20 protein-coding genes are annotated in these 24,698 nt (G+C 54.6%); 13 read left to right on the plus strand and 7 right to left on the minus strand.

Annotated features, from left to right (window positions below; translation table 11 throughout):
• Positions 1 to 21: 21 nt before the first annotated feature.
• Positions 22 to 504, minus strand: a complete 483-nt coding sequence (gene slyD, locus AACZ64_RS11755) for a peptidylprolyl isomerase (RefSeq protein ID WP_293615453.1) — start codon at positions 502 to 504, stop codon at positions 22 to 24.
• Between the two features lie 471 nt (positions 505 to 975).
• Here slyD and AACZ64_RS11760 point away from each other — a divergent pair, with 471 nt between their 5' ends.
• Together AACZ64_RS11760 and AACZ64_RS11765 are read left to right on the plus strand one after the other, a co-directional pair.
• The gene (locus AACZ64_RS11760) at positions 976 to 3,126 is read left to right on the plus strand and encodes an adenosylcobalamin-dependent ribonucleoside-diphosphate reductase (protein WP_293615452.1); all 2,151 of its coding nucleotides are present in this window, start codon (positions 976 to 978) and stop codon (positions 3,124 to 3,126) included.
• 14 nt (positions 3,127 to 3,140) lie between these two features.
• A complete protein-coding gene (locus AACZ64_RS11765; protein ID WP_036859582.1) occupies positions 3,141 to 3,848 on the plus strand; it encodes an NrdJb in 708 nt (235 codons plus the stop codon).
• Positions 3,849 to 3,928: 80 nt separating this feature from the next.
• On the opposite strand, the gene AACZ64_RS11770 is transcribed toward AACZ64_RS11765, so the two are convergent.
• Positions 3,929 to 4,447: a shikimate kinase gene (locus tag AACZ64_RS11770; RefSeq protein ID WP_339640164.1), complete on the minus strand. Its 519-nt coding sequence runs from the start codon at positions 4,445 to 4,447 to the stop codon at positions 3,929 to 3,931.
• 39 nt (positions 4,448 to 4,486) lie between these two features.
• Positions 4,487 to 5,335: a LysR substrate-binding domain-containing protein gene (locus AACZ64_RS11775; RefSeq protein WP_036859584.1), complete on the minus strand. Its 849-nt coding sequence runs from the start codon at positions 5,333 to 5,335 to the stop codon at positions 4,487 to 4,489.
• Between the two features lie 109 nt (positions 5,336 to 5,444).
• Here AACZ64_RS11775 and gcvT point away from each other — a divergent pair, with 109 nt between their 5' ends.
• The 9 genes from gcvT (at position 5,445) to nhaA (ending at position 16,931) form a co-directional block, all read left to right on the plus strand.
• The gene (gcvT, locus tag AACZ64_RS11780) at positions 5,445 to 6,572 is read left to right on the plus strand and encodes a glycine cleavage system aminomethyltransferase GcvT (protein WP_339640166.1); all 1,128 of its coding nucleotides are present in this window, start codon (positions 5,445 to 5,447) and stop codon (positions 6,570 to 6,572) included.
• 146 nt (positions 6,573 to 6,718) lie between these two features.
• Positions 6,719 to 9,574, plus strand: a complete 2,856-nt coding sequence (gcvP, locus tag AACZ64_RS11785) for an aminomethyl-transferring glycine dehydrogenase (protein WP_293615449.1) — start codon at positions 6,719 to 6,721, stop codon at positions 9,572 to 9,574.
• Between the two features lie 36 nt (positions 9,575 to 9,610).
• Positions 9,611 to 10,249 carry a hypothetical protein gene (locus AACZ64_RS11790; protein WP_293615448.1) on the plus strand — a complete coding sequence of 213 codons (639 nt, stop codon included), beginning with the start codon at positions 9,611 to 9,613 and terminating at the stop codon, positions 10,247 to 10,249.
• An 18-nt stretch (positions 10,250 to 10,267) separates the two neighbouring features.
• A complete protein-coding gene (locus AACZ64_RS11795) occupies positions 10,268 to 12,592 on the plus strand; it encodes an EAL domain-containing protein (protein ID WP_293615447.1) in 2,325 nt (774 codons plus the stop codon).
• A gap of 4 nt (positions 12,593 to 12,596) precedes the next feature.
• The gene (locus tag AACZ64_RS11800) at positions 12,597 to 13,454 is read left to right on the plus strand and encodes a DUF3034 family protein (protein WP_293615446.1); all 858 of its coding nucleotides are present in this window, start codon (positions 12,597 to 12,599) and stop codon (positions 13,452 to 13,454) included.
• 20 nt (positions 13,455 to 13,474) lie between these two features.
• On the plus strand, positions 13,475 to 13,891 hold the full coding sequence (locus AACZ64_RS11805) for a group 1 truncated hemoglobin (protein WP_293615445.1): 417 nt from the start codon (positions 13,475 to 13,477) through the stop codon (positions 13,889 to 13,891).
• 251 nt (positions 13,892 to 14,142) lie between these two features.
• Positions 14,143 to 15,000: a transglutaminase family protein gene (locus tag AACZ64_RS11810; RefSeq protein ID WP_293615444.1), complete on the plus strand. Its 858-nt coding sequence runs from the start codon at positions 14,143 to 14,145 to the stop codon at positions 14,998 to 15,000.
• Positions 15,001 to 15,033: 33 nt separating this feature from the next.
• Positions 15,034 to 15,579, plus strand: a complete 546-nt coding sequence (locus tag AACZ64_RS11815) for a lipocalin family protein (protein ID WP_293615491.1) — start codon at positions 15,034 to 15,036, stop codon at positions 15,577 to 15,579.
• A 137-nt stretch (positions 15,580 to 15,716) separates the two neighbouring features.
• Positions 15,717 to 16,931: a Na+/H+ antiporter NhaA gene (nhaA, locus tag AACZ64_RS11820; RefSeq protein ID WP_293615443.1), complete on the plus strand. Its 1,215-nt coding sequence runs from the start codon at positions 15,717 to 15,719 to the stop codon at positions 16,929 to 16,931.
• Here nhaA and rlmJ read toward each other — a convergent pair.
• The 3 genes from rlmJ to AACZ64_RS11835 all read right to left on the minus strand — a co-directional run bounded on the left by rlmJ (position 16,859) and on the right by AACZ64_RS11835 (position 20,125).
• Complete coding sequence (gene rlmJ, locus AACZ64_RS11825) at positions 16,859 to 17,746, minus strand: 23S rRNA (adenine(2030)-N(6))-methyltransferase RlmJ (RefSeq protein ID WP_293615442.1); 888 nt, start codon at positions 17,744 to 17,746, stop codon at positions 16,859 to 16,861. The two genes, nhaA and rlmJ, sit on opposite strands and share 73 nt — an antisense overlap.
• Positions 17,747 to 17,821: 75 nt before the next feature.
• On the minus strand, positions 17,822 to 18,601 hold the full coding sequence (locus AACZ64_RS11830; RefSeq protein ID WP_293615441.1) for an alpha/beta fold hydrolase: 780 nt from the start codon (positions 18,599 to 18,601) through the stop codon (positions 17,822 to 17,824).
• Positions 18,602 to 18,667: 66 nt separating this feature from the next.
• Entirely contained in the window at positions 18,668 to 20,125 is a 1,458-nt protein-coding gene (locus AACZ64_RS11835; protein WP_293615440.1) for an NAD-dependent succinate-semialdehyde dehydrogenase, read from the minus strand.
• Positions 20,126 to 20,332: 207 nt separating this feature from the next.
• Between AACZ64_RS11835 and AACZ64_RS11840 the strand changes: the two genes are divergently transcribed.
• Complete coding sequence (locus AACZ64_RS11840) at positions 20,333 to 21,157, plus strand: SDR family NAD(P)-dependent oxidoreductase (protein WP_293615439.1); 825 nt, start codon at positions 20,333 to 20,335, stop codon at positions 21,155 to 21,157.
• Here AACZ64_RS11840 and AACZ64_RS11845 read toward each other — a convergent pair.
• Positions 21,154 to 22,146 carry an AraC family transcriptional regulator gene (locus AACZ64_RS11845; protein WP_293615438.1) on the minus strand — a complete coding sequence of 331 codons (993 nt, stop codon included), beginning with the start codon at positions 22,144 to 22,146 and terminating at the stop codon, positions 21,154 to 21,156. The two genes, AACZ64_RS11840 and AACZ64_RS11845, sit on opposite strands and share 4 nt — an antisense overlap.
• 310 nt (positions 22,147 to 22,456) lie before the next feature.
• Here AACZ64_RS11845 and scpA point away from each other — a divergent pair, with 310 nt between their 5' ends.
• A complete protein-coding gene (gene scpA, locus AACZ64_RS11850; RefSeq protein ID WP_293615437.1) occupies positions 22,457 to 24,598 on the plus strand; it encodes a methylmalonyl-CoA mutase in 2,142 nt (713 codons plus the stop codon).
• Positions 24,599 to 24,698 lie beyond the last annotated feature (100 nt).

Genomic DNA, 24,698 nt, shown 5'->3' on the forward strand with positions numbered 1-24,698 from the left:
GCTAGTGCACGACGGACATGCTCAGTGTTGGTGGCCCTCCGGCCCATGCACATGGCCGTGGGCCAGTTCTTCTTCTGTAGCTTCCCGGACGGTCTGGATATTTACATCAAAGGTCAGATCCTTTCCCGCCAGCGGGTGGTTGCCGTCAACTGTCACGGTTTCTTCGGTGAAATCCCTGACCACGACCGAGACCGGGCCCGATTCAGTTTGTGCCTCGAAACGCATCCCGGTCTGCATGTCTTCCACTCCCTGGAATGCCTTGCGGGGAACCTCCTGTACCAGGTGATCCTGGTATTCGCCATAGGCGTCGGCAGCGGGAACGGTCACTTTCATGGTATCGCCTTCGGTTTTGCCTTCCATCGCCTTCTCGAGACCGGGAATGATATTTTTATGGCCGTGCACGTAAGCCAGGGGTGTTGTATCGGTGGACGAATCAAGCTGAACGCCGTTCTCGTCAGTGAGGATGTAGTGAAAAAGCACGACGGCGTTCTCTGAAATATTCATGGGGATTCCTTTTGATGGGAATGAATTTTTGGATGAGGGACACATTATGAGTGAACAGGTTTGCTTTGCCAAGAAACGGCAATGTGATGACAGTTGCGACTTTTTTCGACCGGATGGCAGGCATCTGGTCATAGGACTGGCTGTCGACCTGTCTGGTAGACCTGTTTTTTGATAAGTGCCGTTTTGCGACAGCCTTTGCCTGTCGGGGCGCAGGGGGGAAGTAACCGCTTTCAGGACCGGCTCATTGAGGCGGTTTTCGTCACGAAATACTATCTGTAGTGTTATATCTGGAAACAGCCACTAGATATTGTATACTCATCGACAGACAAGGATCATCGCTGGTCACCTGAATAGTATGCTTCAACTGCCATTCTGCCAGCAAAATCAGGGGGATTTCTTCGCAGTGCCCCGCACGAAAAGACGGTTAAAAGCCGCTCACAGCCACATTTGTAACAAGGAAACAGCATTCTCATGTCAATAGAAGCGCTTAAAACTGCAGATGAGCCCCATGCCATCGAAATCAGACTTCAGACTGCCTCCCAGGATATCTGGGACAAGAAATATCGCCTCAAGGATAAGAGTGGTAATCCGGTAGATGCGACGATTGATGCCACCTACAGTCGAGTTGCCAAAGCGCTGTCTGAGGTGGAGGAGCCGGGCAAACAGGAGCACTGGTACGAACGCTTTCTGTGGGCTTTGCGCAATGGTGCGATACCCGCTGGCCGGATTATTTCCAATGCGGGCGCATTGGCCCATAAACCGGCAACGTCCACCATTAACTGTACAGTCTCCGGTACCGTGCAGGATTCCATGCAGGGCATTCTGGAGAAAAATCTGGAGGCGGGTCTGACACTGAAAGCCGGTTGCGGTATCGGTTATGAGTTCTCCACCCTGCGCCCCAGGGGAGCCTATGTGTCAGGTGCGGGTGCCTACACCTCCGGGCCGCTGTCCTTTATGGATATCTTTGACAAGATGTGCTTCACCGTGTCCTCTGCTGGTGGTCGTCGCGGTGCACAAATGGCCACCTTCGATGTAAGTCACCCGGACGTGGTGGATTTTATTCGTGCCAAGCGGGAGGATGGCCGTTTGCGGCAGTTCAACCTGTCATTGCTGATCACCGAAGAATTTATGGAGGCGGTCAAAAGTGACGGCGACTGGTCCCTGAGCTTCCCGGTGTCCCATAAAGAGGTTGAGCAGGGCACGGTCGATCTCGCCGATGATACTTTGCTGTGGAAGGAGTTTCCCACCACAGAAGGTTACATTGTCAATGAGGAAGGGTTGGTGGCCTGTCGCATTTATCGCACGGTCAAGGCCCGGCATATGTGGAACGTGATTATGAGTTCCACTTACGATTATGCGGAGCCCGGATTCATCCTTATCGACAAGGTGAATCGGCAGAACAATAACTGGTACTGTGAAAATATCCGGGCCACCAACCCCTGCGGTGAACAGCCTCTGCCGCCCTATGGCAGCTGTCTATTGGGGTCGATCAACCTAACCCGGTTTGTCCTGGATCCGTTCACTGAAAAAGCCCGTTTCGACTGGGACAATTATCGCGAAGTGGTCTCCGTGTTTACCCGGATGCTCGATAATGTGGTGGAAATCAACGGCCTGCCCCTGGAAGGACAGCGCGATGAAATTGTTAGGAAGCGTCGCCACGGTATGGGCTTCCTCGGTCTCGGCTCCACCATGACCATGCTGCGGGTGCCCTATGGCAGTGAAGAGTCGCTGGTGCTGACTGAGCAGGTCTCCCGTGAAATGGCGCTGGCTGGCTGGCGTACCGGACTTGAGTTGGCCAAGGAAAAAGGCCCGGCTCCGATTATGGATGAAGAATTTGAAGTGACCGCTGAGATGCTGCGCCTGCGCCCCGACATGGTGCAGGATGGCATTGTCATCGGCGACAAGCTCAAGGGCAAGGTGTTGCAGGCCCGTTACAGTCGCTATATGCAGAAAGTGGCGGAGGTTGATCCCGGTCTGGTGGAAGAAATTGCCACGGTCGGGTGCCGTTTTACTCATCACTCATCCATTGCGCCCACCGGCACCATTTCACTGTCATTGGCCAATAATGCCAGCAACGGTATTGAACCCAGTTTTGCCCATCACTACTCCCGCAATGTGATACGTGAAGGCAAAAAATCCAAGGAAAAAGTGGATGTTTTTTCCTACGAGTTACTGTCCTACCGGGAATTGATCAATGCCAGGGCCCTGCCTTTCAGCGACAAGGAGGGAGAGAAACTGCCCGATTATTTTCTCTCCAGTGAAGACGTCAAACCCCGTCAGCATGTGGACGTGCAGGCGGCCGCCCAGAAGTGGGTGGATTCGTCCATTTCCAAAACCATCAACGTGCCGACGGATTGTGACTTTGAGGATTTCAAGGATATCTATCTGTACGCCTACGAAAATGGACTCAAAGGCTGTACCACGTTCCGCTTTAATCCCGAAGCCTTCCAGGGCGTGCTGGTAAAAGAGAAAGATCTGGAAAACACCACTTACCGCTTTACGCTGGAGGATGGTTCCACGGTGGAGCTGAAGGGCAATGAGGAAGTGGAGTACGACGGTGAAACCCACAGTGCCGCCAACCTCTTCGATGCCTTGAAAGAAGGCTACTACGGCAAATTCTGATCGGAAGCATAGACATGAGTGTAAAAATTGATAAAAAAATCGTTGACTACAAGGTGGTGACACCTTCCAACGATGAGGTCATTCCCGAAGCAAAGACTGCGGCTGCAGAACTGGAGCGGGCTATCGTGCAGATGCACGAAAACCTCAGCCGGCCCGAAGAGCTGCACGGTAGTACCTACAAGGTAAAGACACCGCTGTCCGATCATGCGCTCTATATCACCATCAATGACATCATATTGAATCAGGGCACCGATCATGAGCAGCGCCGTCCCTTCGAGATTTTCATCAACTCAAAAAATATGGATCAGTTCCAGTGGGTGGTGGCGCTGACCCGGGTCATTTCTGCAGTATTTCGCAAGGGGGGGGACTGCACTTTCCTGGCGGAGGAGTTGAAAGCCGTCTTTGATCCGCAGGGCGGTTACTTCAAGCGCGGTGGAAAATTCATGCCATCACTGGTGGCCGAGATTGGCGAAGCGATTGAGTCCCATCTGACCAAAATCGGCATGATGCAGGCGCCCAATCTGGGAGAGCATCAGATGGCGATTCTGGCGGAGAAGCGTGCCGAGTACGACGCGGCCAGTAGTTACACTGCCCCCGAAGGGAAGCAGAGCAATCCCTTTCCCGAAAGTGCCCAGCTCTGCCATAAGTGTATGACCAAAGCAGTCATCCTGATGGACGGCTGTATGACTTGTCTGAACTGCGGTGATTCAAAATGTGGTTAGCCAACATTATTGATGATTGAAAGTGCCGAAACGGGAACGGCCATTGCCGGGGTTATCCCCGGCTTTTTTTGCCCAGCGCTTTATCGGGGAGTTCTGGACAGGCCAGTGACAGCGGAACAAACCATGCTGACAACCTGTTCAGGGCTCGCATCCGCACAGTGAATGGTGGCATCTGCGTATTCTCGATAGAGCGTGTCCCGCTCCGTATAAAGTGCAGCAAAGCTTTGCTCAGGGCGGCGTGCAATGCCCCGCATTTCATAATCGTGGATGCGCTGGCGCAGTGTCTGCAGGGGTGTTTCAAGATAGACAATGATGCCGTTTTGTTGCAGGTGTGACATGCCTGCCTTGCTATAGACGGCACTGCCCCCGGTGGCGACCACCAGATTGTGCCCATCAATTGTCTGTAACGCTGAGGCCTCGCAGTCCCTCAGGTACAGATAGCCTTTCTCGTCCATCAGTTGTTGCAGTGTTTTGCCCTCGCGAATCTGCAGTAAAATATCGGTATCGACAAAGTTCTTGCCCAGTTTCTTGGCCAGAAGCAGACCGACCGTGCTTTTTCCGGCCCCGGGCATCCCGATCAAAACGATATTGTTTTTCATGGTGGTATTCCTTATCTAGGCAGCTTGGTGCGGCCCGGTTTAAAGCGAGGCTTTGACGAAATCCATCAGCCGGGTGATCGCCTCACCGGATTCACTGCTTTGTTCAATCAGACTGATGCCGACTTTGCCCAGTCTGGGCAGTTTTTCTGTGGGCTTCAGAACCCGGAGGTTCTCCGGCACTGTGCTTCTCGCCAATACAGTAACCCCCAGCCCCTCGTTGATAGCAGACTGGATGCCGGTTAAATCGGGAATTGTGTAAACCACCCGCCAGTCGCGATGGTTTTCCCGAAGCCGCTCAATGCCACGTTTGCGATAAATACAACCTTCTGGTGCCACAATTAACGGCAGTGGTATTTGTAGGTGGGCATCGTGGTCGGTGCCGGTGACCCAGACCAGCTCGTCCTCCTTGACCAGGTTGTGGCCGGCCATCACCGGGTCGTCGTGCAGGGCGAGGATCAGGTCGTAGCGGCGACGCTCCGGTTCGGAGAGCAACTGTTTGCTGAGTGCGCAGGTGACCTCCAGCGTGACATTCGGGTAGGCCTGGGTAAAGCGTCCGACAATTTTTGGTAACAGTGTGGTGGCGAACTCACTGGGGATGCCAAAGTGAATCTTGCCACTCACGGAATGCTTGGTGAACTGGGCGACCGCCTCGTCATTCAGTGTCAGTATCTGTCGTGCGTAGCGAAACATCAGCTGGCCTGCCCGGCTTAATTCCAGCTGGTGTCCGCTACGGACCAGCAGGGTCTGCCCCAGTAATTGCTCCAGCCGCTTAATCTGAAGGCTGACAGCGGGCTGGGAGCGCCCGAGCCAGTCTGCCGCAGCAGTAAAGCCACCCAGTTCTGTAACGGTGACAAAGGTGCGGAGCAGGTCTGTTGGCAGGTTTTTCATCGCGCCTACATTAACAAATGAAATGAAACAATTTTAACTATTAATTTTACCAATTTTTTGCAGGCCGATAACATGGCTTTTTGAAACGCTCCATTTACCGGTGGAATCTATGACGACTGAACAAAGCCCAGACTTGAAAGCGACACCGCTTAAAACCCTGCACCAGGAATTGGGTGCCCGGATGGTACCCTTTGCCGGTTATGACATGCCGGTCCAGTACCCGGGGGGTATTATGGCCGAACATCTCCATACCCGCGCCCAGGCCGGCCTTTTTGATGTTTCCCATATGGGGCAGGTGGTGATCAGCGGTGTCGGTGTGGCCGCTGCGTTGGAGAAACTGGTGCCTGTAGATCTGGAGCAGCTGGCTATCAATCGGCAAACCTATGCGCTATTTACCAATGAGCAGGGCGGTATTCTCGATGATCTGATGATTGCCCGCTGGGCAGAGGATCGCTTCTTTCTGGTGGTGAATGCCGCCTGTAAGGAGCAGGATCTGGCCTATCTGGAAGATGCTCTGTCCGGTTTCGAGATCGACTATCTGGAGGACCGTGCATTGTTGGCCCTGCAGGGACCGACTGCCGCCGATGTGATGGCAAAGCTGGCCCCGGAACTGTGTGAGTTGGTCTTTATGAGTGGTTGCCGGGCTACTCTCGCCGGGGCCGATTGCTTTGTTACCCGCTCCGGTTATACCGGAGAGGACGGTTTTGAAATTTCTGTCCCCGCAGATGCTGCGGATGCACTGGCCAGAACGCTGCTGTCGTTTGATCAGGTCCAGCCCATCGGACTGGGTGCCCGAGACTCGCTGCGGTTGGAGGCCGGACTATGCCTCTACGGTCACGACCTGGATACCACGACCACGCCGGTACAGGCTGGACTGCTGTGGAGTATCAGCAAGTCCCGTCGCCCGGATGGGCAAAAGGCGGGCGGGTTCCCCGGTGCCGAGGTGATTTTTAACGAAATACAGCAGGGGGCCATCCGGCGCCGAGTAGGTTTACAGATCGATGGTCGCGCCCCGGTGCGGGAAGGGACTGTGCTGGTTGACGAGGCGGGGGAAAAGGTCGGGGTGGTCACCAGTGGTGGCTTCGGGCCGACCCTGGAAGCGCCGCTGGCGATGGGGTATGTCTCGTCGGCCTTTGCGGCTTCAGGTACCCAGTTGTACGCAGTGGTGCGCGATAAACCCCGCCCGGTCAGCGTGACAAAAATGCCATTTGTCCCCCAGCGTTACTATCGTGGATAGTAAGCGTGGCCAGTAACGCGATCAGTCACGTGGAAAGTGCCGCAGACTGACGCAAACAGTAGCGCCGAAATCCCGGGATGCCTGTCAATACAGTGAAGGTATCCCATTCAATTTGCCTATCAACGTCCGAACAGAGAAAGAACCCCATGAAGTCATTGGCAGAGCTTGCTAGCAATAATGAATTTATCCGTCGACACATTGGCCCTTCCGGCGAGGATCAGCAGGCGATGCTGAAAGCCCTCGGCTATACCGATATAGCCTCTTTTATAGCGGCTGTCATACCGGAAAAAATTCGTTCCACCGAGCCACTGGCACTCGCTGACGCCTGCACGGAACAGCAGGCCCTGGCTGAGCTGCGGACCATCGCTGCCGAAAACCGGGTTTTTCGGTCTTTTATTGGTCAGGGTTACTACGGCTGTTTCACCCCCAATGTGATTCTGCGCAATGTGCTGGAAAATCCAGCTTGGTATACGGCCTATACCCCCTACCAGCCGGAAATCTCACAGGGACGCCTGGAAGCCATGTTGAATTTCCAGACCCTGATTACGGATCTGACGGGTATGGATCTGGCGAGTGCTTCGTTGCTCGACGAAGGGACGGCCGCCGCTGAGGCGATGACCCTGTGTCGGCGCATGGCCAAATCAAAAAGTCAGGTATTTTTTGTGGATCGTCAGTGCCTGCCACAGACGATTGAGGTGGTGCGTACGCGTGCTGAGCCCCTGGATATCGATGTGGTGATCGGCAATCCACAGGAGATTGCCAACCAGGAATGTTTTGGCATGCTGCTGCAATATCCCGGTGCTGATGGCAGTGTTGAGGATTTTTCCGGTGTGATTGAAACCGCTCACCAAAACAGGGCGCTGGTGGTGGTGGCGGCAGATATCCTCAGCTTGATGCTGTTGCAAAGCCCGGCCCGGTTGGGTGCTGATGTGGCGATTGGTTCCACCCAGCGCTTCGGTGTGCCACTCGGCTTTGGTGGTCCCCATGCCGCGTACATGGCAACCCGTGATACCTTCAAACGCTCTCTGCCGGGCCGTTTGGTTGGTGTGTCAGTGGACAGTCGCGGCAAACCGGCCTTTCGCCTGGCCCTGCAAACCCGGGAGCAGCATATTCGTCGTGAGAAAGCTACCAGCAATATATGTACTGCTCAGGTACTGTTGGCCGTGATGGCCAGCATGTATGCGGTTTACCACGGCCCGGAAGGATTGCGGCGTATCGCGGAACGGGTTCATTGCCTGACGTCGATTCTGGCAGCCGGCCTGACCCGGTTGGGTTTCACCATTATCAATCACCACTTTTTTGACACGCTCACGATTGCCAGTGGGTCAGAGACCGCTGAGATTCACCGCAAAGCGCAGGCACGGGGAATCAACCTGCGGGTGATCGATCAACAACACCTGGGTATATCGCTGGACGAGACCACCACGGCGACCGACGTGGAGACCCTCTGGCAGTTGTTTGATGCCCACAGTGAGTTAACAGTGGCTGACCTGGAGTCGACTTCAGACAGCGGCTTGCCGGAGGGGTTGCTGCGAACGGAGCCAGTGCTCACCCACCCGGTTTTCAATCGCTACCACTCGGAAACGGAAATGCTCCGTTATCTGCGCAAGCTGGCCGACAAGGATATTGCGCTGGACCGGGCGATGATTCCATTGGGCTCCTGTACCATGAAGTTGAATGCCACCGCCGAGATGATTCCGGTCAGCTGGCCGGAGTTTGCCGGGATCCACCCCTTCGCACCGGCGGATCAGACCGCTGGCTATCGTAAAATGATTGGCGAAGTGGAGGCCATGCTCTGTGCTGCCACCGGCTATGATGCTGTGTCACTTCAGCCCAATGCCGGTTCGCAGGGCGAGTACGCCGGGTTGCTGGCGATTCGCGCTTATCACCGTAGCCGGGGCGACGGTCATCGCAATATCTGTCTGATTCCGAGCTCCGCCCACGGTACCAATCCGGCCTCTGCCCAGATGTGTGGTATGCGCGTGGTAGTGGTGGGTTGTGACGAACGGGGCAATGTGGATCTCGACGAGTTGCGTGATAAAGCCGCCCAATACAGCAATCAGCTGGCGGCTATTATGGTGACGTACCCCTCGACCCACGGGGTGTTCGAGGAGGGAATCACCGATATCTGCGGGATTGTTCACCAGCATGGCGGGCAGGTATATATCGACGGCGCCAACCTCAACGCCATGGTCGGGCTGTGTCAGCCCGGTCAGTTCGGCGGGGATGTCTCACACCTAAATCTGCATAAAACTTTCTGCATTCCCCACGGCGGTGGTGGACCCGGTGTGGGCCCGGTGGCGGTCAAGCAACACCTGGCGGCATTTCTGCCGGGCCATGATGCGTTTGAACAGCGTCCAGCAGTGGGTGCTGTGTCCTCTGCGCCATGGGGGAGTGCCAGTATCCTGCCGATTACCTGGATGTATATCAAAATGATGGGAGCTGCGGGTTTGAAGCAGGCCACGGAGGTGGCGATCCTCAATGCCAACTATGTGGCCGGGCGCCTGCAAGACGGTTACCCGATCCTCTATACCGGCAGCAATGGTAGGGTAGCTCACGAATGTATTATCGACTTAAGGGGTATCAAGGAGACCTCCGGGATTACGGTTGATGATGTCGCCAAGCGGTTGATTGACTACGGCTTTCATGCGCCGACCATGTCCTTCCCGGTGCCGGGCACCCTGATGATTGAGCCAACAGAGAGTGAATCCAGGGAAGAGCTGGACCGGCTTTGTGATGCACTGTTGCAGATTCGCGAGGAGATCGCCGCAGTGGAGCGGGGCGAATACCCGGTAGATGACAACCCGCTGTGCGGTGCGCCTCATACGGCGGATGAACTGGTTGTAGACCGGTGGGTCAAAAGTTACTCTCGTGAACAGGCGGCCTATCCGCTGGCCGTTCTCAGGGAAAGTAAATACTGGTCGCCGGTAGGCAGAATTGATAATGTCTACGGGGACCGGAATCTGGTTTGTGCCTGCCTGCCCGTATCGGAGTACATTTAATTGCAAAAAACCAGCTCGCAGAAAAAGAAAAAAGCGATGTCAAAGAGCGCCGGGTGGATACTGCTCACTCTGGTGATGATGCCCTGCTTTGCCAGTGCCATCGATTTGAAGTTGTCGATAGTTGCACCGGATGCGTTGGCGGTGGAAGATGCTGTTGTGGAATTGTTGCCTCTGAATGCTGATGCGGCAGTATCCAGTAGCGGTCAGAAGGAAATGAGTCAACAGGATCGCACGTTTATTCCTTTTGTGCTGACGGTGCCCAAGGGGACGCGCGTGAATTTCCCCAATCTTGATCGCACCCGCCACCACGTCTATTCGTTTTCTGAACCGAAACCCTTTGAATTGAAGCTGTATGTGGGAACACCTCAGGAGCCGGTATTGTTCGACAAGCCCGGAATAGTCGCGCTGGGTTGTAATATTCACGATTATATGCAGGCTTTTATTTACGTTTCCGACAGCCCCCATGCCAGGGTAACGGACTCGGAAGGTCAAGCCTCGTTCACGGGTCTGCCTGCGGGCAACTACCGCCTCAGGGTCTGGCATCCCTGGCAAAACGGTGAATTACTCGAAACGGCGTTGACACTGCCTGCAGAAAACCGTGTTCTCAAGTATCAGGTAGATATTGATCGCCAGCAAAAACCCTCGGCACCTCCGGCCGGTTTTGGCGGACTCTAGACAAAGGTTGGCAAACAAATGCCCAACAGTTACCGAATCCGGCTGGTCGTAGCATTTGTACTGGTGCTGATGCTGGTACAGCTGGCCACCGCAGTGTTTGTATTGGATGCCGCTCACCGGCAGCAAATGTTGCAGCAGCAGCGAACGCTGGATGTCGGTATCAATGTCTTTCGCGAGGTGCTCGCCAATCGTTCTCTGCAACTGAACAACTCCCTGTCAGTGCTCAGCGCCGATTTTGGTTTCAAGCGTGCGATTGCCACGGGTGAGAGCGACACCATTTTGTCCGTACTGGAGAATCATGGCAGTCGTATCGGTGCAGATGCGGCGATACTGCTGTCTCCCGACGGCAAGCTGATCAGTTCCAGTATTGCCGATTTGGATAAAGCCGATATCGACGCCCTATCGGAATTGACTGACAGCATGAATGATGGCGGTGCGGCTAGAATTCTCAGCTTTGACAACGCCAGTTATCAGTTTGTGATGCAGCCTGTTAAAGCGCCAACTCTCATCGCCTGGGTCGGTATGGGCTTTGTGATGGATAGACAGGTGGCGCAGCAGGCCAAGGCCATTACCGGTGTCGAAGTCAGCTTTATTAACAAGGACAGTAATGGCCAGTTTGCGATCCAGTCCACCTTCGATTCAACCTCTCAATCCGCTCTTCTCTCGCAGTTAAACAGACTACCTGAGCTATCGCGGGAAGCGGCTGAAGGTTTTCCGGCCCATTATCTGTCTTATGCGCTGGAACTGGATGACAAGTCTGCCGACCAGTGGGTGGTATTGCATCTTTCAAACCTGAAGTGGGAGCAAAATTACGAACACTTGCGCAACAGCATGCTGTCGATTTTCGCCGGCACACTGGCGTTGTCGTTGCTGGTGGCGGCCTGGTTGTCCGGCAGTCTCACCCGCCCGGTCCATACCCTGGTGGAATTTGCCCGCTTGATTGGCCAGGGTCAAAATCCCCCACCAATTAAAGGTGCTCCTGCGGAGCTCGCCGTATTGGCAGATACCCTGACAGTGATGCGCGATAACATCGAGGCTCGTGAGAGGGACCTGATCTATCAATCCACCCATGACAGCCTGACCGGGCTTGCCAACCGCTTTGCCGCCAAGCGCACACTCCAGGATGCCGGTGACAGTCTGTCGGGCACGTTGGTGCTGTTGGATCTCAAACACTTCCGACATATCAATGACATGATCGGTTTTGCCAATGCAGACTCCCTGCTGGTGATGTTTGCGCGGCGACTGGAGACAATAACACCGGCCCCGGATTTCCTGGCGAGACTGGATGGCGACGCCTTCCTGCTACTGTATAACAATGGCATAACTGAAACGGTACTCTCCGACGCCATTGATCAACTGGAGGCACCCTTCAGTATTCAGGATTCCAATATTTCGATAAAAATCCGTGCCGGTATGTTATCCCTGACGGAGCATGGAGGTAAGGTTGGTGTTCTGTTGCGGCGCATTGAAATTGCCCTGATGCAGGCCTGTTTGAGCGATACCCGAATTGTCGCCTATCGCTCCGGAGAGGATGAAAAATACCAGCGTGAACTGACTATTATCAATCAACTGGAGCGCGGGCTGGAGCAGGGGCAGTTTCATCTGGTTTTCCAGCCGAAAGTCGACATTCAGAACAACCGCTGTAGCGGCGCGGAAGCACTCATTCGCTGGGATCACCCCGAGCTTGGCCCGATTCGCCCCGATGAGTTTATTCTGCTGGCAGAACATACGGGCAATATTGATCTGATCAGCCAATGGGTTCTGCGCCAGGCTATGGACCAACTGGTGCTCTGGCAGGACGAAGGATTGGTAGGATTAAAGCTGGCGGTGAACCTGTCTGCTCATGATCTGGTCAATGAGTCCTTGCCGGGCCAGATTGCTGAGATGCTTGAGACGAGAGGGTTGGCCCCCGATCTGCTGGCTATTGAGGTCACCGAGGGTGCTGTGATGAGAGATCCGATGACCGCGGTGAGTGTACTGCAGAAATTCCGGGATCTCGGTTTATCCATTGCCATCGATGACTTTGGTACCGGGCATTCCTCTCTGGCCTATCTGAAAATGTTGCCGGTGAATGAAGTCAAAATAGACCGCAGTTTTATCAAGGACATGCTGACCAACACCCATGATGCGATGATTGTTGAAACCAGTATCGCCCTGACCCACAGTCTGGGCTTCAGCGTGACAGCGGAAGGTGTTGAGGAGCGGCAGACGATTGATGTTCTTCGGCAGCAGGGGTGTGATTTGGTGCAGGGTTATGTGTACTCTAGGCCCTTGGCAGCCAGAGATTTTTACCACTGGTATGTGGAATTCAATCAACAGGGTGGCGTGTCGCCGCAAACTTGAAATAATGATAAAAAACAGCGTTGACCCCTTCATTCGAATCGTTTTCCTTCCCTTATTCCTGGCCATGGTCTGTGGTTTTGCTCATGCAGATAGCCGCATAGTGGCAACCGGAGGCGCATCCAACATTGAGGGCAGTGCCGGCGGTGGCGTCGTGCCATGGGCGGTTATCAATGGCTATGGCAGTAGTGACGAATGGGCGGTTACCGGGATGGCTACCGGTGTATTTGTGGATGATTTTACGCTCAAGGTGATCGGCGCATCCGTGAGTTATGACAATCGGGTGGAGCTGTCTTTTGCCCGCCAGCGCCTCAAGCTGGACAGCCTCGGCGGAGATCTTCAACAGGATATTATCGGCCTTAAATACAAGGTTGCCGGAGAGTTGCTCTACACCACCATGCCTCAGATCAGCGTCGGAGTTCAGTACAAGGATGTCGATGACTTCTCACTGCCCTCCGCGGTAGGTGCCAGAGACGACAGTGGTGTTGATTACTATATCGCCGCTACCAAGGTCTTTTTTGATGCGCTCTGGGGGCGAAATGTGCTGGTCAACGGCACAGTGCGTGCCACCAAGGCCAATCAGGGTGGGTTGCTGGGGTTCGGTAGCGAGCGCAACAATCGATACCGCTATATGAAGGAAGCCTCCGTCGCGGTGCTGTTAACCGATAATCTGGCCGTCGGCATGGATTATAGAGAAAAACCCGATGAGCTCGATTTTGCCGGTGAAGACGATTGGCAGGATTTTTTTATCGGCTGGTTTGTTAATAAAAACCTCTCTGTGGTATTGGCCTATGCCGATCTTGACAGCATTGCGGGTTTTGATAATCAGAAGGGCTGGTATCTGTCCGTTGAGGGAGCCCTATGATCTGCGCTTTAAGGAGACGGGTGTGGTCGCTTGTTTCAGCCATCCTTTTAATATTGCTGCTCAGTGCCTGTGCCAGTCAGCCCGCTACTGTATATGAGGGTCTGGGTGGTGAACCTGGCCTGGAAGCCGTCGTGGATAATCTGCTGGAGCGGATGGCAAAGGATGAACAAATTGTCAGGCATTTCCAGGATGCCGATATCGCATTGTTCCGTGTGGGATTGACCGAGCATCTCTGTGATGTGGCTGATGGCCCCTGCGAGTATGGTGGCGAGGGCATGAAGGCTACCCACAGAGGATTGAATATCACGCAGGCTGATTTTGATCGTTTGGTGCAATTGTTGATCTACGCAATGCAGGAGGAGGATATACCTATTGGGGTCCGCAATGATTTGCTCAAGCGGTTGGCGCCGATGTACGGGGATGTAGTTTACCAGTGACGCCTGAAATCCCGGGCTATACCGGGGTTTTTTTGACCTCTGCCGTATTTTCCGGGCATCAAAAGGAGGTTGCTCTCGTCAATCAGATGGCACATGCTGTGAAGAGGAGTCCTAGGTAGGATCTAAAGTCGTACTGCAGGTTTGTTAGACAGATTGCGAAGGCTGGTGAGGGTGGCCCAAATTAAACAAACAGGTTGCCCAGGAGGACAGCTGTGTCTATGCAACAGGTTTACTCTAGGAAATAACGACCCATGCGTCGATTCAGAATTACCCACAACACCTACTATAACTTTTCCGGATCAGTGATCCTTGGTACACACTACTTGCGATTGCGGCCGAGAGAAGGGCACACGCTACACATCGAGTCCTCCACACTGACGATTACCCCTAAGCCTACCCTGCGCTGGCGGCACGATGTTGAGGGAAATTCGGTAGCGATAGCCAGTTTCAGTCACCCGGCCAGTCAACTATCGATCCTCAGTGATATCATTATTCAACAATACAATGAGGATCCTCTGGATTTTGTGGTGGAGCAACAGGCGGTGGATTACCCGTTTGTGTACGAAGAGGATGACCAGATATTATTGCAGCCGTATATGTCTGACCCGCCCATCGAGTCAGACAAGTGGCTGACTGACTGGATTAGCGCCATCTGGCAACCGGGAGCCGCTATTCAAACCTATACCCTGATGCAGCAAATTTGCTCTCATATTTATGAGACCTTCACATATCGGATACGGGAGGAGCCGGGGGTGCAATCCGCCGAGCAAACCATCGCTCTAAAGGCCGGTTCCTGCCGTGATTTTGCGCAACTGTTCATGTCAGCGGCCCGTCATCTTGGACTCGCAGCCCGTTTTGTCAGTGGTTACCTGCATGCCCCGCCGACCATCGATAATTTCGGCGCCACTCACGCCTGGGCGGAAATTTACGTACCAGGTGCTGGTTGGGTAGGTTTTGATCCGACCATTGGTCAACTGGTCGGCGCTGACCATATCGCAGTTGCTGTGGCACGGTTGCCTGAATCTGTACCACCTGTTTCCGGTACATTCTCCGGGGCGGCGTCTTCAGTGCTGGACGTGGGTGTCTGGATCAACGAGTGCCATGACTGAGTCGGCGGCTATATATCAGGTGGTTAGGAGGTGATGAAAATACTCCGCAGATTCACTTGTTTTCTGTTTTTTCCCTTTATGCTGGCGGGGTGCCTCGGCACGCCCGACGGCGTGGAGTCGGTCAGCAATTTTGACGCCGATGCGTATCTCGGCACCTGGTACGAAATTGCACGATTGGATCATTCGTTTGAGCGAGGCTTAAGCCGGGTAACCGCAGAATACAGCCGGCGTGAGGATGGTGGTATACGCGTCATCAATCAGGGTTTTTCCGAAGAGAAGGCGGAGTGGAAATCTGCCGAAGGCCGTGCCTATTTTGTCGGGGATGACCATACTGGCCACCTGAAAGTCTCCTTTTTTGGCCCATTTTTCAGCACCTACGCAGTATTTGGTCTCGATCACGAACAGTATCAGTACGCGTTTGTGTCGGGTTTCAACCATTCCTATTTATGGTTGCTGGCCCGCACCCCTACGGTGGATGAGAAGTTGATTCAGCGGTTTGAAGAACGAGCTGGAGAACTGGGTTTTGATACTGACCAGTTGATATATGTATCCCAGCAACCCATGCCGACATCGCGGTGAATAGGCGGTTGATTGTATAAGGCGGATTGTCTGCCAGGATGGGTCAAAAGCGACACGGTTTCTAAATTTGCAGAGGCTGTTTCTCCGTCCGGATTGATGGGGTTGCAGGCCAAAAGAGCAGGCCAAAAAAGACTGTTATGAAGAACCAACTCGAATCCTATATCAGCCGGTTTTTCAGGCTCGAGTCGGCGGGCGGCATTGTGATGATGCTGGCTGCCATCGCTGCGTTGATCTGTGCCAACTCGCCCCTGCGGGCCTACTATGGACTGCTGCTGGATACCCCGGTAGCGGTGATGATCGGCGAATTTGTGGTGGCCAAGCCACTGCTGATGTGGATCAACGACGGGTTAATGGCTGTGTTCTTTTTCCTTGTGGGGCTCGAACTAAAACGCGAGCTGATTGAGGGGGAGTTGTCCGAGAAGCGAAAAATCATTCTGCCAGGGGTGGGGGCACTGGGCGGTATGCTGGTTCCGGCGATGATTTATCTGAGCTTCAATAGTGGCGACGGTCTTGCCCGTCAGGGTTGGGCCATTCCGGCTGCCACCGATATTGCCTTTGCGCTGGGGGTTCTGTCGTTGTTGGGTTCCAGGGTCCCGGTCTCTCTGAAAGTTTTCCTTACTTCCCTGGCGGTTTTTGATGATATCGGGGCAATTATCATTATCGCCATCTTTTACACATCGAATATTTCCCCTGCGGCTTTGTTGCTGGTCTGCAGCTGTTTGCCGGTACTGGCGCTATTGAATCGCTACAACGTCGAGTCCAAAAGCCTCTATATCGCAGTGGGTACGATTATGTGGCTTGCCATGCTGAAGTCCGGTGTCCACGCCACCCTGGCGGGGGTGATCATGGCCATGTTCATTCCCCTCCGAACCGACAATCCGGGTGTTTCTCCGCTTAAAATCATGGAGCATGACCTGCAGGCGCTGGTAGCTTTCTTTGTATTGCCGGTATTTGCGTTTGCCAATGCCGGTATCAGTTTTTCCGGTCTCGGTGCGACGCAGGTTTTCCACCCGGTTCCGATGGGCATTGCGCTGGGACTATTCATCGGCAAACAAGTCGGTGTGTTCGGCAGTTGCTGGATTGCCGTCAAGCTGGGTGCGGCCAAGCTGCCTCAAGACATGTCCTGGGGCGGTCTTTACGGTGTTGCGGCACTCTGTGGCATTGGTTTTACCATGAGTCTGTTTATCAGTTCTCTGGCTTTCGAGGGCACCGATATCAAACTGATTTTTGATGAGCGTCTGGGCATCCTTGCCGGGTCGATCATGTCCGGTGTCATTGGCTACCTGGTGTTGCGACGCTGTCTCGGGCGAGGCGACGCAGTGTCCTCCCCAGCCAATACTTCAAGTCGATAAACGCCGGTTTCTGGTGCCAGTTTTTCCGCCAGTTTTGGCAGCAACGGTTGCATCTTGTCGAACAGTGTCCAGGGGGGGTTGATAACGATCATGCCCGCCGATGTCATGCCCCGCTCTGTGGTATCGGATTGCAGGCCAAGCTCAAAAAGTTGCATTCGCTTGATTCCTGCGCCGATCAGCTGGCGCTCCAGGCGGTTGATACGATCCCGGTCTACCACCGGGTACCAGAGCGCATAAATGCCAGTGGCGAATTTATGGTAGGCCTTGATCAGCTGTTCCGTAACCCGTTGATAATCCGATTTGATTTCGTAGGAGGGATCAATCAGCACCAGTCCGCGTTTCGAGGGGGGCGGCAGCCGGCCCATCATGCCCTGTAGCCCATCCTCTCCAAAGGTCCGCATTTGCGTGTCCCCAGCCATCAGTTTATGCAGTGCCGCATAATCTGTCGGATGAATTTCGAATAACCAGCCTCGATCTCTATGGCGCAGATAATGTTTTGCAATGGCGGGAGAACCCGGGTAGCGGGACAGCCTCTGTGGCTTGCCGGTAGCCTTTCCGTCCGGGTAGAGCAGAGAGAAATATTGTTGTAGCTCAGGAAAATCATCAGCGTTCAGGCGGCCTATGCCGGCGGTATATTCCAATGTTTTATTGGCCTGCTCGGAGTTGAGTTTATGCCAGCCAGCCCCGGCGTGACTGTCGACATAGTCAAAGGGTTTTTCCTTGAGGGTCAGATAGTCGAGCAGCTCAACCAGGATGATGTGTTTCAGTACATCGGCAAAATTGCCGGCATGATAGCCGTGTCGGTAGCTCAACATGATTTTTCCGGGAGCGAATTACAAGTGTTGGTCGGCCAATATGCCACTGGCTGGCAGTCCAGCTGGCCTGTTGGGTCAGTTCCCGGTTTCTTCCGCCAGAAAATCCATCACGATTTTATTAAAAGTGGCGGGTTTCTCAGCATGCAACCAGTGACCACTATTATCCACCACCTTGAGCTGGGCGTGGGGAAATAATCGCAGTATTTCAGCCCTGTGTTTTTCTTGGATGTAAGCGGAATCGGCGCCCTTGATGAACAGGGTCGGTCCCTTGAAGGGTGTCCCGGTGGGAGCCAGGGTCAGGGTTTCGTGATAGTTGGTGAGAATACCATCCAGGTACAGTAGCAGATCAAAACGTCCATCCTCAGCCCGACGCAGATTTTTCAGCAGGAATGCGCGAACACCCGGTTCACTGACGTGCCGGGCCAATAGCTGATCGGCCTGCTGACGGCTGACTGGTCTGGCTTCGGCCAGTGCGGTGAGTCCAGCCAGTACTCCTCCATGTCGGTCCGGCTCGTAAGTGACAGGGGCAATGTCCGCGGCGATCAGGCTGGCAACGCGGTCCGGCTGGTTCAGTGCCACTTGCATGGCCACTTTGCCGCCCATTGAGTGACCCAGCAAATGCGCTTGGGGGAACGCCAAATCGTCCAGCAGTTCCACAATATCTGCTGCCATGGCGGGATAATCCATGGTCATACTGTGGGGTGACTCGCCGTGGTTGCGCATATCGACGGCTATCACCTGATACCGATCGGCCAAAGCCCTGCCCACCCCACCGAGGTTGCTCAGCGAACCGAACATCCCGTGCATCAGCACTACCGGTTGCCCGCTGCCCTGATTGTCATAGTTCAGTTTCATGAGCCGGGGCTCCCGGTCATGGGCATTGGTCTGCAGGTGACTGCTGACCCATATGGCGAGCCCGAATTAAGCATCGATACCACCCAGACAGAGGTACTTCAGTTCAAGGTAATCATCGAGGCCGTAGCGGGATCCCTCCCGACCCTGACCGGAGTATTTGATACCGCCAAAAGGTGCCATTTCGTTTGAAACAAGACCTTCATTAATCCCTACAATGCCATATTCCAGCTGTTCTGCCACTCGCCAGATCCGGCTAAGGTCCCGGGAGTAGAAATAGGCAGCGAGACCAAATTCTGTATCATTGGCCAACTGAATCGCCTCGGCTTCGGTCTCGAACCTGAACAGTGGTGCGACCGGTCCGAAAATTTCTTCCGTGAACACTCGCATATCAGTTGTGGCATTGCTCAATACCGTGGGTTGAATGAAGCTCCCGGTTCCCCGGTTACCGCCGGTCAGTACATTGGCTCCTTTATGCGTGGCATCCTCGATCAGATCATATACGTCATCAGCGGCCTGGCTGCTGATCAGCGGGCCGAGGTCGACATCGTCTGCTGTGCCGCAGCCCATATTCAGTTCGGTCACCGCATGGGTAAACTTTTCTGCAAAACGATCGTAAATGCCCGCCTGAACCAGCAATCGGTTGGCACAGATACAGGTTTGTCCGGCATTGCGATACTTGGCGGCTAGCGCACCGGCCACGGCCGCGTCCAGATCAGCATCGTCAAACACAATGAACGGGGCGTTGCCACCCAATTCCATGGAGGTGCGTTTGACGGTATCGGTACAGTCGGCCATTAACTGTTTGCCCACCGCCGTAGACCCGGTGAAGGTAAGTTTTCGAACCAGCGGGTTGCGGGTGAGCTCTGCACCGATGGTTTTGCTATCGCCTGCAGCGATATTGATCAATCCTGCCGGAGCCCCGGCCCGTTCGGCCAGTGCCACCAGTGCCAGTGCCGACAGCGGGGTGGCACTGGCGGGCTTGCATACCACGGCGCAGCCAGCCGCTATGGCCGGTGCAATTTTGCGGGCCAGCATGGCACAGGGGAAATTCCACGGAGTAATACAGGCCACCACGCCGACCGGCTGCTTTAATACCATTAGCCGCTTGTCGCTGGCGGGTGCCGGAATCAGATCGCCGTAGAGGCGTTTCGCCTCTTCAGCAAACCACTCGAGATAGCTGGCGCCATAGAGGATTTCGCCGCGGGCCTCGGCGAGGGGTTTGCCCTGCTCGGCGGTGAGAATTCTGGCCAGGTCTTCCTGGTGGTCAATGATCAGGTTATACCAGTCGCGCAACAGGGTCGCACGCTGTTTGGCTGTCGCCGCCGCCCAACCTGGCTGGGCGCGGTTGGCGGCCTCGATCATCCGGCGGGTTTCCTCGGTGCCACAGCTGGCCACCTCGGCCAGTGGGGAATCGTCGACGGGGTTGGTCACCGTCAGGGTCTTGCCGTTGTCGGCGGACACCCAGTGCCCGTCGATATAGGCCTGGTATTTCAGCAAAGAAGCATCATTGAGTTGTAGTGTCATAGACGAAACCTGTTTGGATCAGCGGTGCCGGTGCGATCTGAGTTGTAGTGCTCAGGGTGAATCGCTATGCTTTTTCCGGCAAATCATTGGACAGTGTAGACGTCTATTCAGAGTACTGTGTAACGCCAATGCTCGTAAAGAGAGGGGGCGGTACACTGTCACGGGTCAGCTGGTTTATTTGATCAGCGTTGAAGTGGAAGTACGGCGATGAAAAAGTTGGCGGGAAAAGTGGCGCTGGTAACCGGTGCCGGTCGCGGCATAGGTCGTGAAATAGCATTGAAGCTGGCCAGTGAAGGTGCCCGGCTGGTGATCAATGATCTGGATGCTGAACCGCTTGAAAAGTTGGTCAGTGACATTCAGGGGTTGGGCTCCGAAGCGGTAGTCTGTCCCGGCAGTGTTACCGCCGAAGACTTTGGTGTGCGGTTTGTGAAAGCAGCGGTGGATGCGTTTGATGACCTGGACATCATCATCAACAATGCCGGGTACACTTGGGACAATGTGATTCAGAAAATTGATGACGAGCAGTGGTATGCCATGCTGGATGTGCATATGACGGCCCCCTACCGTATCCTCAAGGCAGCCCAGCCCTTCATCAAAGCCTTCCATACGCTGGAGGTGGAGGGGGGCGAGCATGTTCATCGCAAGATTGTCAATGTGTCTTCGATCTCCGGGCTGGGCGGCAATGCTGGGCAGCTGGCCTACTCGGCGGCCAAGGCGGGCGTGGTCGGTATGACCAAAACCCTGTGCAAGGAGTGGGGGCGCTACAATGTGAATGTCAATGCGGTGGCTTTCGGATTTATCGAGACCCGGCTCACCAGTCCCGCCAGCGAGAATCCGACCATTAACATAGCGGGTAAAGACATTCGGGTCGGTGTCAGTGAACAGATGACTTCGCTGCTCAAGACGCTGGTTCCATTGGGTCGCACCGGTACTGCAAAAGAGGCCGCCGATGCGGTATACCTGCTCTGCATACCGGAATCCAATTACATCAGTGGTCAAACACTGGTGGTGGGTGGCGGCTTGGAAATCTAACTCGGCAGGCCACCCCGGTGGTATTTACAGTAATTTCTCGGGCTCAGGCCGGTCCACTGCTTGAAGGCGCGCGTGAAAGAGCGCGGTTCCTCAAAACCGACCAGTTCCGACACCTCGTCCACAGACAGTTGCTTATTCACCAGCTTGTCGATCGCTATCTCCCGGCGAATATTGTCCTTGATTTTCTGATAACTGGTGCCTTCCTGCAGCAGCCTTCGGTAGAGGGTGAGTGGACTTATACGCAGCTGTTCGGCCAGGGCTTCCGCTTTTGGAAAAGTGGGGCGCCCGTGACTGTTTTTCAGAAAGACCCGTTCTATCTGTGCCTCGAGGCTGTTGTCTTCGCCCGGGATCGTCATGATGTCGGCGGGGTGAACGGCAAGAAACGCATCCAGTTCGCGGCTGGTTCGAACCAGGGGCTTGTCCAGATATTGTGCATCGAAATAAAGGCTGTTGCTGGACTGCTCAAACAATAGCTGACCCGGAAACATCACACGCAGCTCGTTTTTGTGATCAGGTGCGGGGTGAATGAAATGCGTTGCCCTGAGACGGATGGCCTCGCCGATAAACCAGCTCGGAAAACGGTGCCAGATCACCATCTGGAACTCGGTGATGAAATGCCCGACATCCAACTCGGGCTGTTGCAGGGCGACACTGAAACGCGCTGAGCTGTCCTGAATGTCCAATGTCATGACCATCGCGTCGGTGATCAGGTTATAGAATTCGACCACTTTTTCCAGCAGTTCCCCCAGGGTGCGGCAGTACCTGACCAAATCGCAGGCGGTGGCAAAGATGCCGTATTTGCAGGCCTGAGAAGTGAAACCCATGAACTCGTCGTCCAGTGCTTGCTGTACCAGTCGAAACAGGCGGGCCACCTGGTCGGTGTGTACCCGGTCTTTTGAATTTTGCACACTGGCAGGGTTAATCCCGGCCCTTGCCAGCAATACCTGCTCATTTTGCTGGCGTTCAAGAATGCCGTGCAGGCAGGTCACAACATGGTGGTGCGAGATGGTGGCGATAAGGGCGGCCTGCTATGAAATGTGAGTTTATGTACTATTGTAGCTATGAAATGGTTTCAAAGCACAATTATCTGAAATAATCGGTGAGTTTTGGCGAATAAATTTGCCCTTGTTTCAACTGGGCTGCTCCGCCATAGTGCGCCCACATTGGAAATCCTGTTATTGCCTGCAGCTGATGGTGACCACAAGGGTAACGCCAACGCTATATACCCGCTATATTGAAAGTACAGATAACAGCAGAGCGCAATTTGCGCGGGATTGAGTTGATTAGAGGTAGTGTTCGATGACCGATAGCGCCAAACCTTCATACCGTGAATGGGCTGCCCTTGCGGCCAAGGAGACCAAGGGTAAAACACCCGAGGATCTTGTCTGGAATACCCCAGAAGGTATTGCGGTAAAACCGCTCTACACTGCCGAGGACCTGGCGGACTTGGCGCATTTGGACAACTTGCCCGGGTTCTCACCGTTCAAACGGGGTCCCAAGGCCACCATGTATGCAGGGCGTCCATGGACCGTACGGCAGTACGCCGGGTTCTCCACCGCTGAGGCGTCCAATGCCTTTTATCGTCGAAATCTGGCGGCCGGACAACAGGGTCTGTCAGTGGCGTTCGATCTGCCCACTCACCGCGGTTACGACTCGGATCATGAACGGGTCGTGGGGGATGTGGGCAAGGCCGGAGTCGCCATCGATTCGGTTGAGGATATGAAGGTGCTGTTTGACAGCATTCCGCTCGATCAGGTTTCGGTATCCATGACCATGAATGGTGCCGTACTGCCGGTCATGGCCAATTACATTGTCGCAGCCGAAGAGCAGGGTGTGACCCCGGACAAGCTGGCGGGAACCCTGCAGAATGACATTCTCAAGGAATTCATGGTGCGCAATACCTATATCTATCCACCGGCGCCCTCAATGCGGATTGTCTCCGATATTATTGGCTATACCGCCCAGCACATGCCCAGATTCAACTCCATTTCCATTTCCGGTTATCACATGCAGGAAGCCGGAGCCACCAATGTGCAGGAGCTGGCCTATACCATCGCCGATGGTATCGAGTACGTGCGCACTGCAATTGCCAGCGGTCTGGACGTTGATAAATTTGCACCACGCCTGTCGTTCTTCTTTGCCATCGGTATGAATTTCTTTATGGAAATTGCCAAGCTGCGGGCTGCGCGGATTCTCTGGGCGACGCTGATGAAGGAGAAATTCGACCCCCGGGACAACAAATCGCTGATGCTGCGCACCCACTGCCAGACATCCGGTGTCAGCCTGACCAGCAAGGACCCATATAACAACGTTATTCGAACCACGATCGAAGCCATGTCCGCCGTACTGGGCGGTACCCAATCCCTGCACACCAACGCACTGGACGAGGCTTTGGCATTGCCAACCGAGTTCTCAGCTCGAATTGCCCGCAATACGCAATTGGTGATTCAGGAGGAAACCGGCATCACTAACGTGGTGGACCCGCTGGCCGGTTCCTACTACGTGGAGAGCCTCACTGACCAGCTCGTCAAGGAAGCCCGCATCCTGATTGAGGAAGTGGAGGAAATGGGTGGTATGACCAAGGCGGTGGAGTCCGGTATGCCGAAACTCCGCATTGAGCAGGCGGCGGCAGAGCGGCAGGCCAGAATTGACCGCGGGGAAGAGGTCATTGTCGGTGTCAATAAGTACCAGCAGGCCGAGGAATCCCCGGTGGATATCCTCAATATTGATAACAGTGCTGTACGCGAATCACAGGTAGAGAGATTGCAGGCTCTGCGTGACAATCGCGACAACAATGCCTGCCAGCAGGCGCTGGATGCTCTCACCGCAGCGGCGGAGTCGGGGGAGGGCAACCTGCTGGAACTGGCAGTAGATGCCGCCAGGGCCAGGGCCACTGTGGGAGAAATCTCATTTGCACTGGAAAAAATCTGGGGTCGCCACAAGGCGATAACCCGTACCATCAGCGGCGTTTACGGTTCAGCCTATGAAGGTGATGAGGCCTTTGCTGCCATTCAGGCGAGCGTCTCGGCCTTTGCCGAACGGGCTGGTCGCCGTCCCAGGATGTTGGTGGCAAAAATGGGGCAGGATGGTCACGATCGTGGTGCCAAGGTCATTGCCACGGCTTTTGCCGACATCGGTTTTGATGTGGATATCAGCCCGATGTTTCAAACCCCGGAAGAGGCGGCCCGCATGGCGATCGAAAATGACGTCCATGTGGTGGGGGTGTCTTCCCAGGCCGCTGGCCATAAAACCCTGGTGCCCCAGTTGATTGCTGCACTGCGCGCCGAGGGTGGCAGCGATATCAAGGTGGTTTGTGGCGGTGTTATCCCGACCCAGGATTACCAGGAGCTTTTTGATGCGGGAGTGGCCGCTATTTATGGGCCGGGTACCAATATTCCCCAAGCGGCTGCCGAGGTGATTGCGCTGCTGAGTGAACAATAAGGTCCTTTTTTGAAAGGACCATCGCCAGGCCAGACATCTGGCAGGCGTGTGTACATTATTAGAACAACAGAATGACGTGTTGCCGGCTTGTGGTTCGGTA

Origin of the sequence: uncultured Porticoccus sp., from assembly GCF_963975625.1 — a bacterium.
Classification (GTDB): Bacteria; Pseudomonadota; Gammaproteobacteria; order Pseudomonadales; family Porticoccaceae; genus Porticoccus.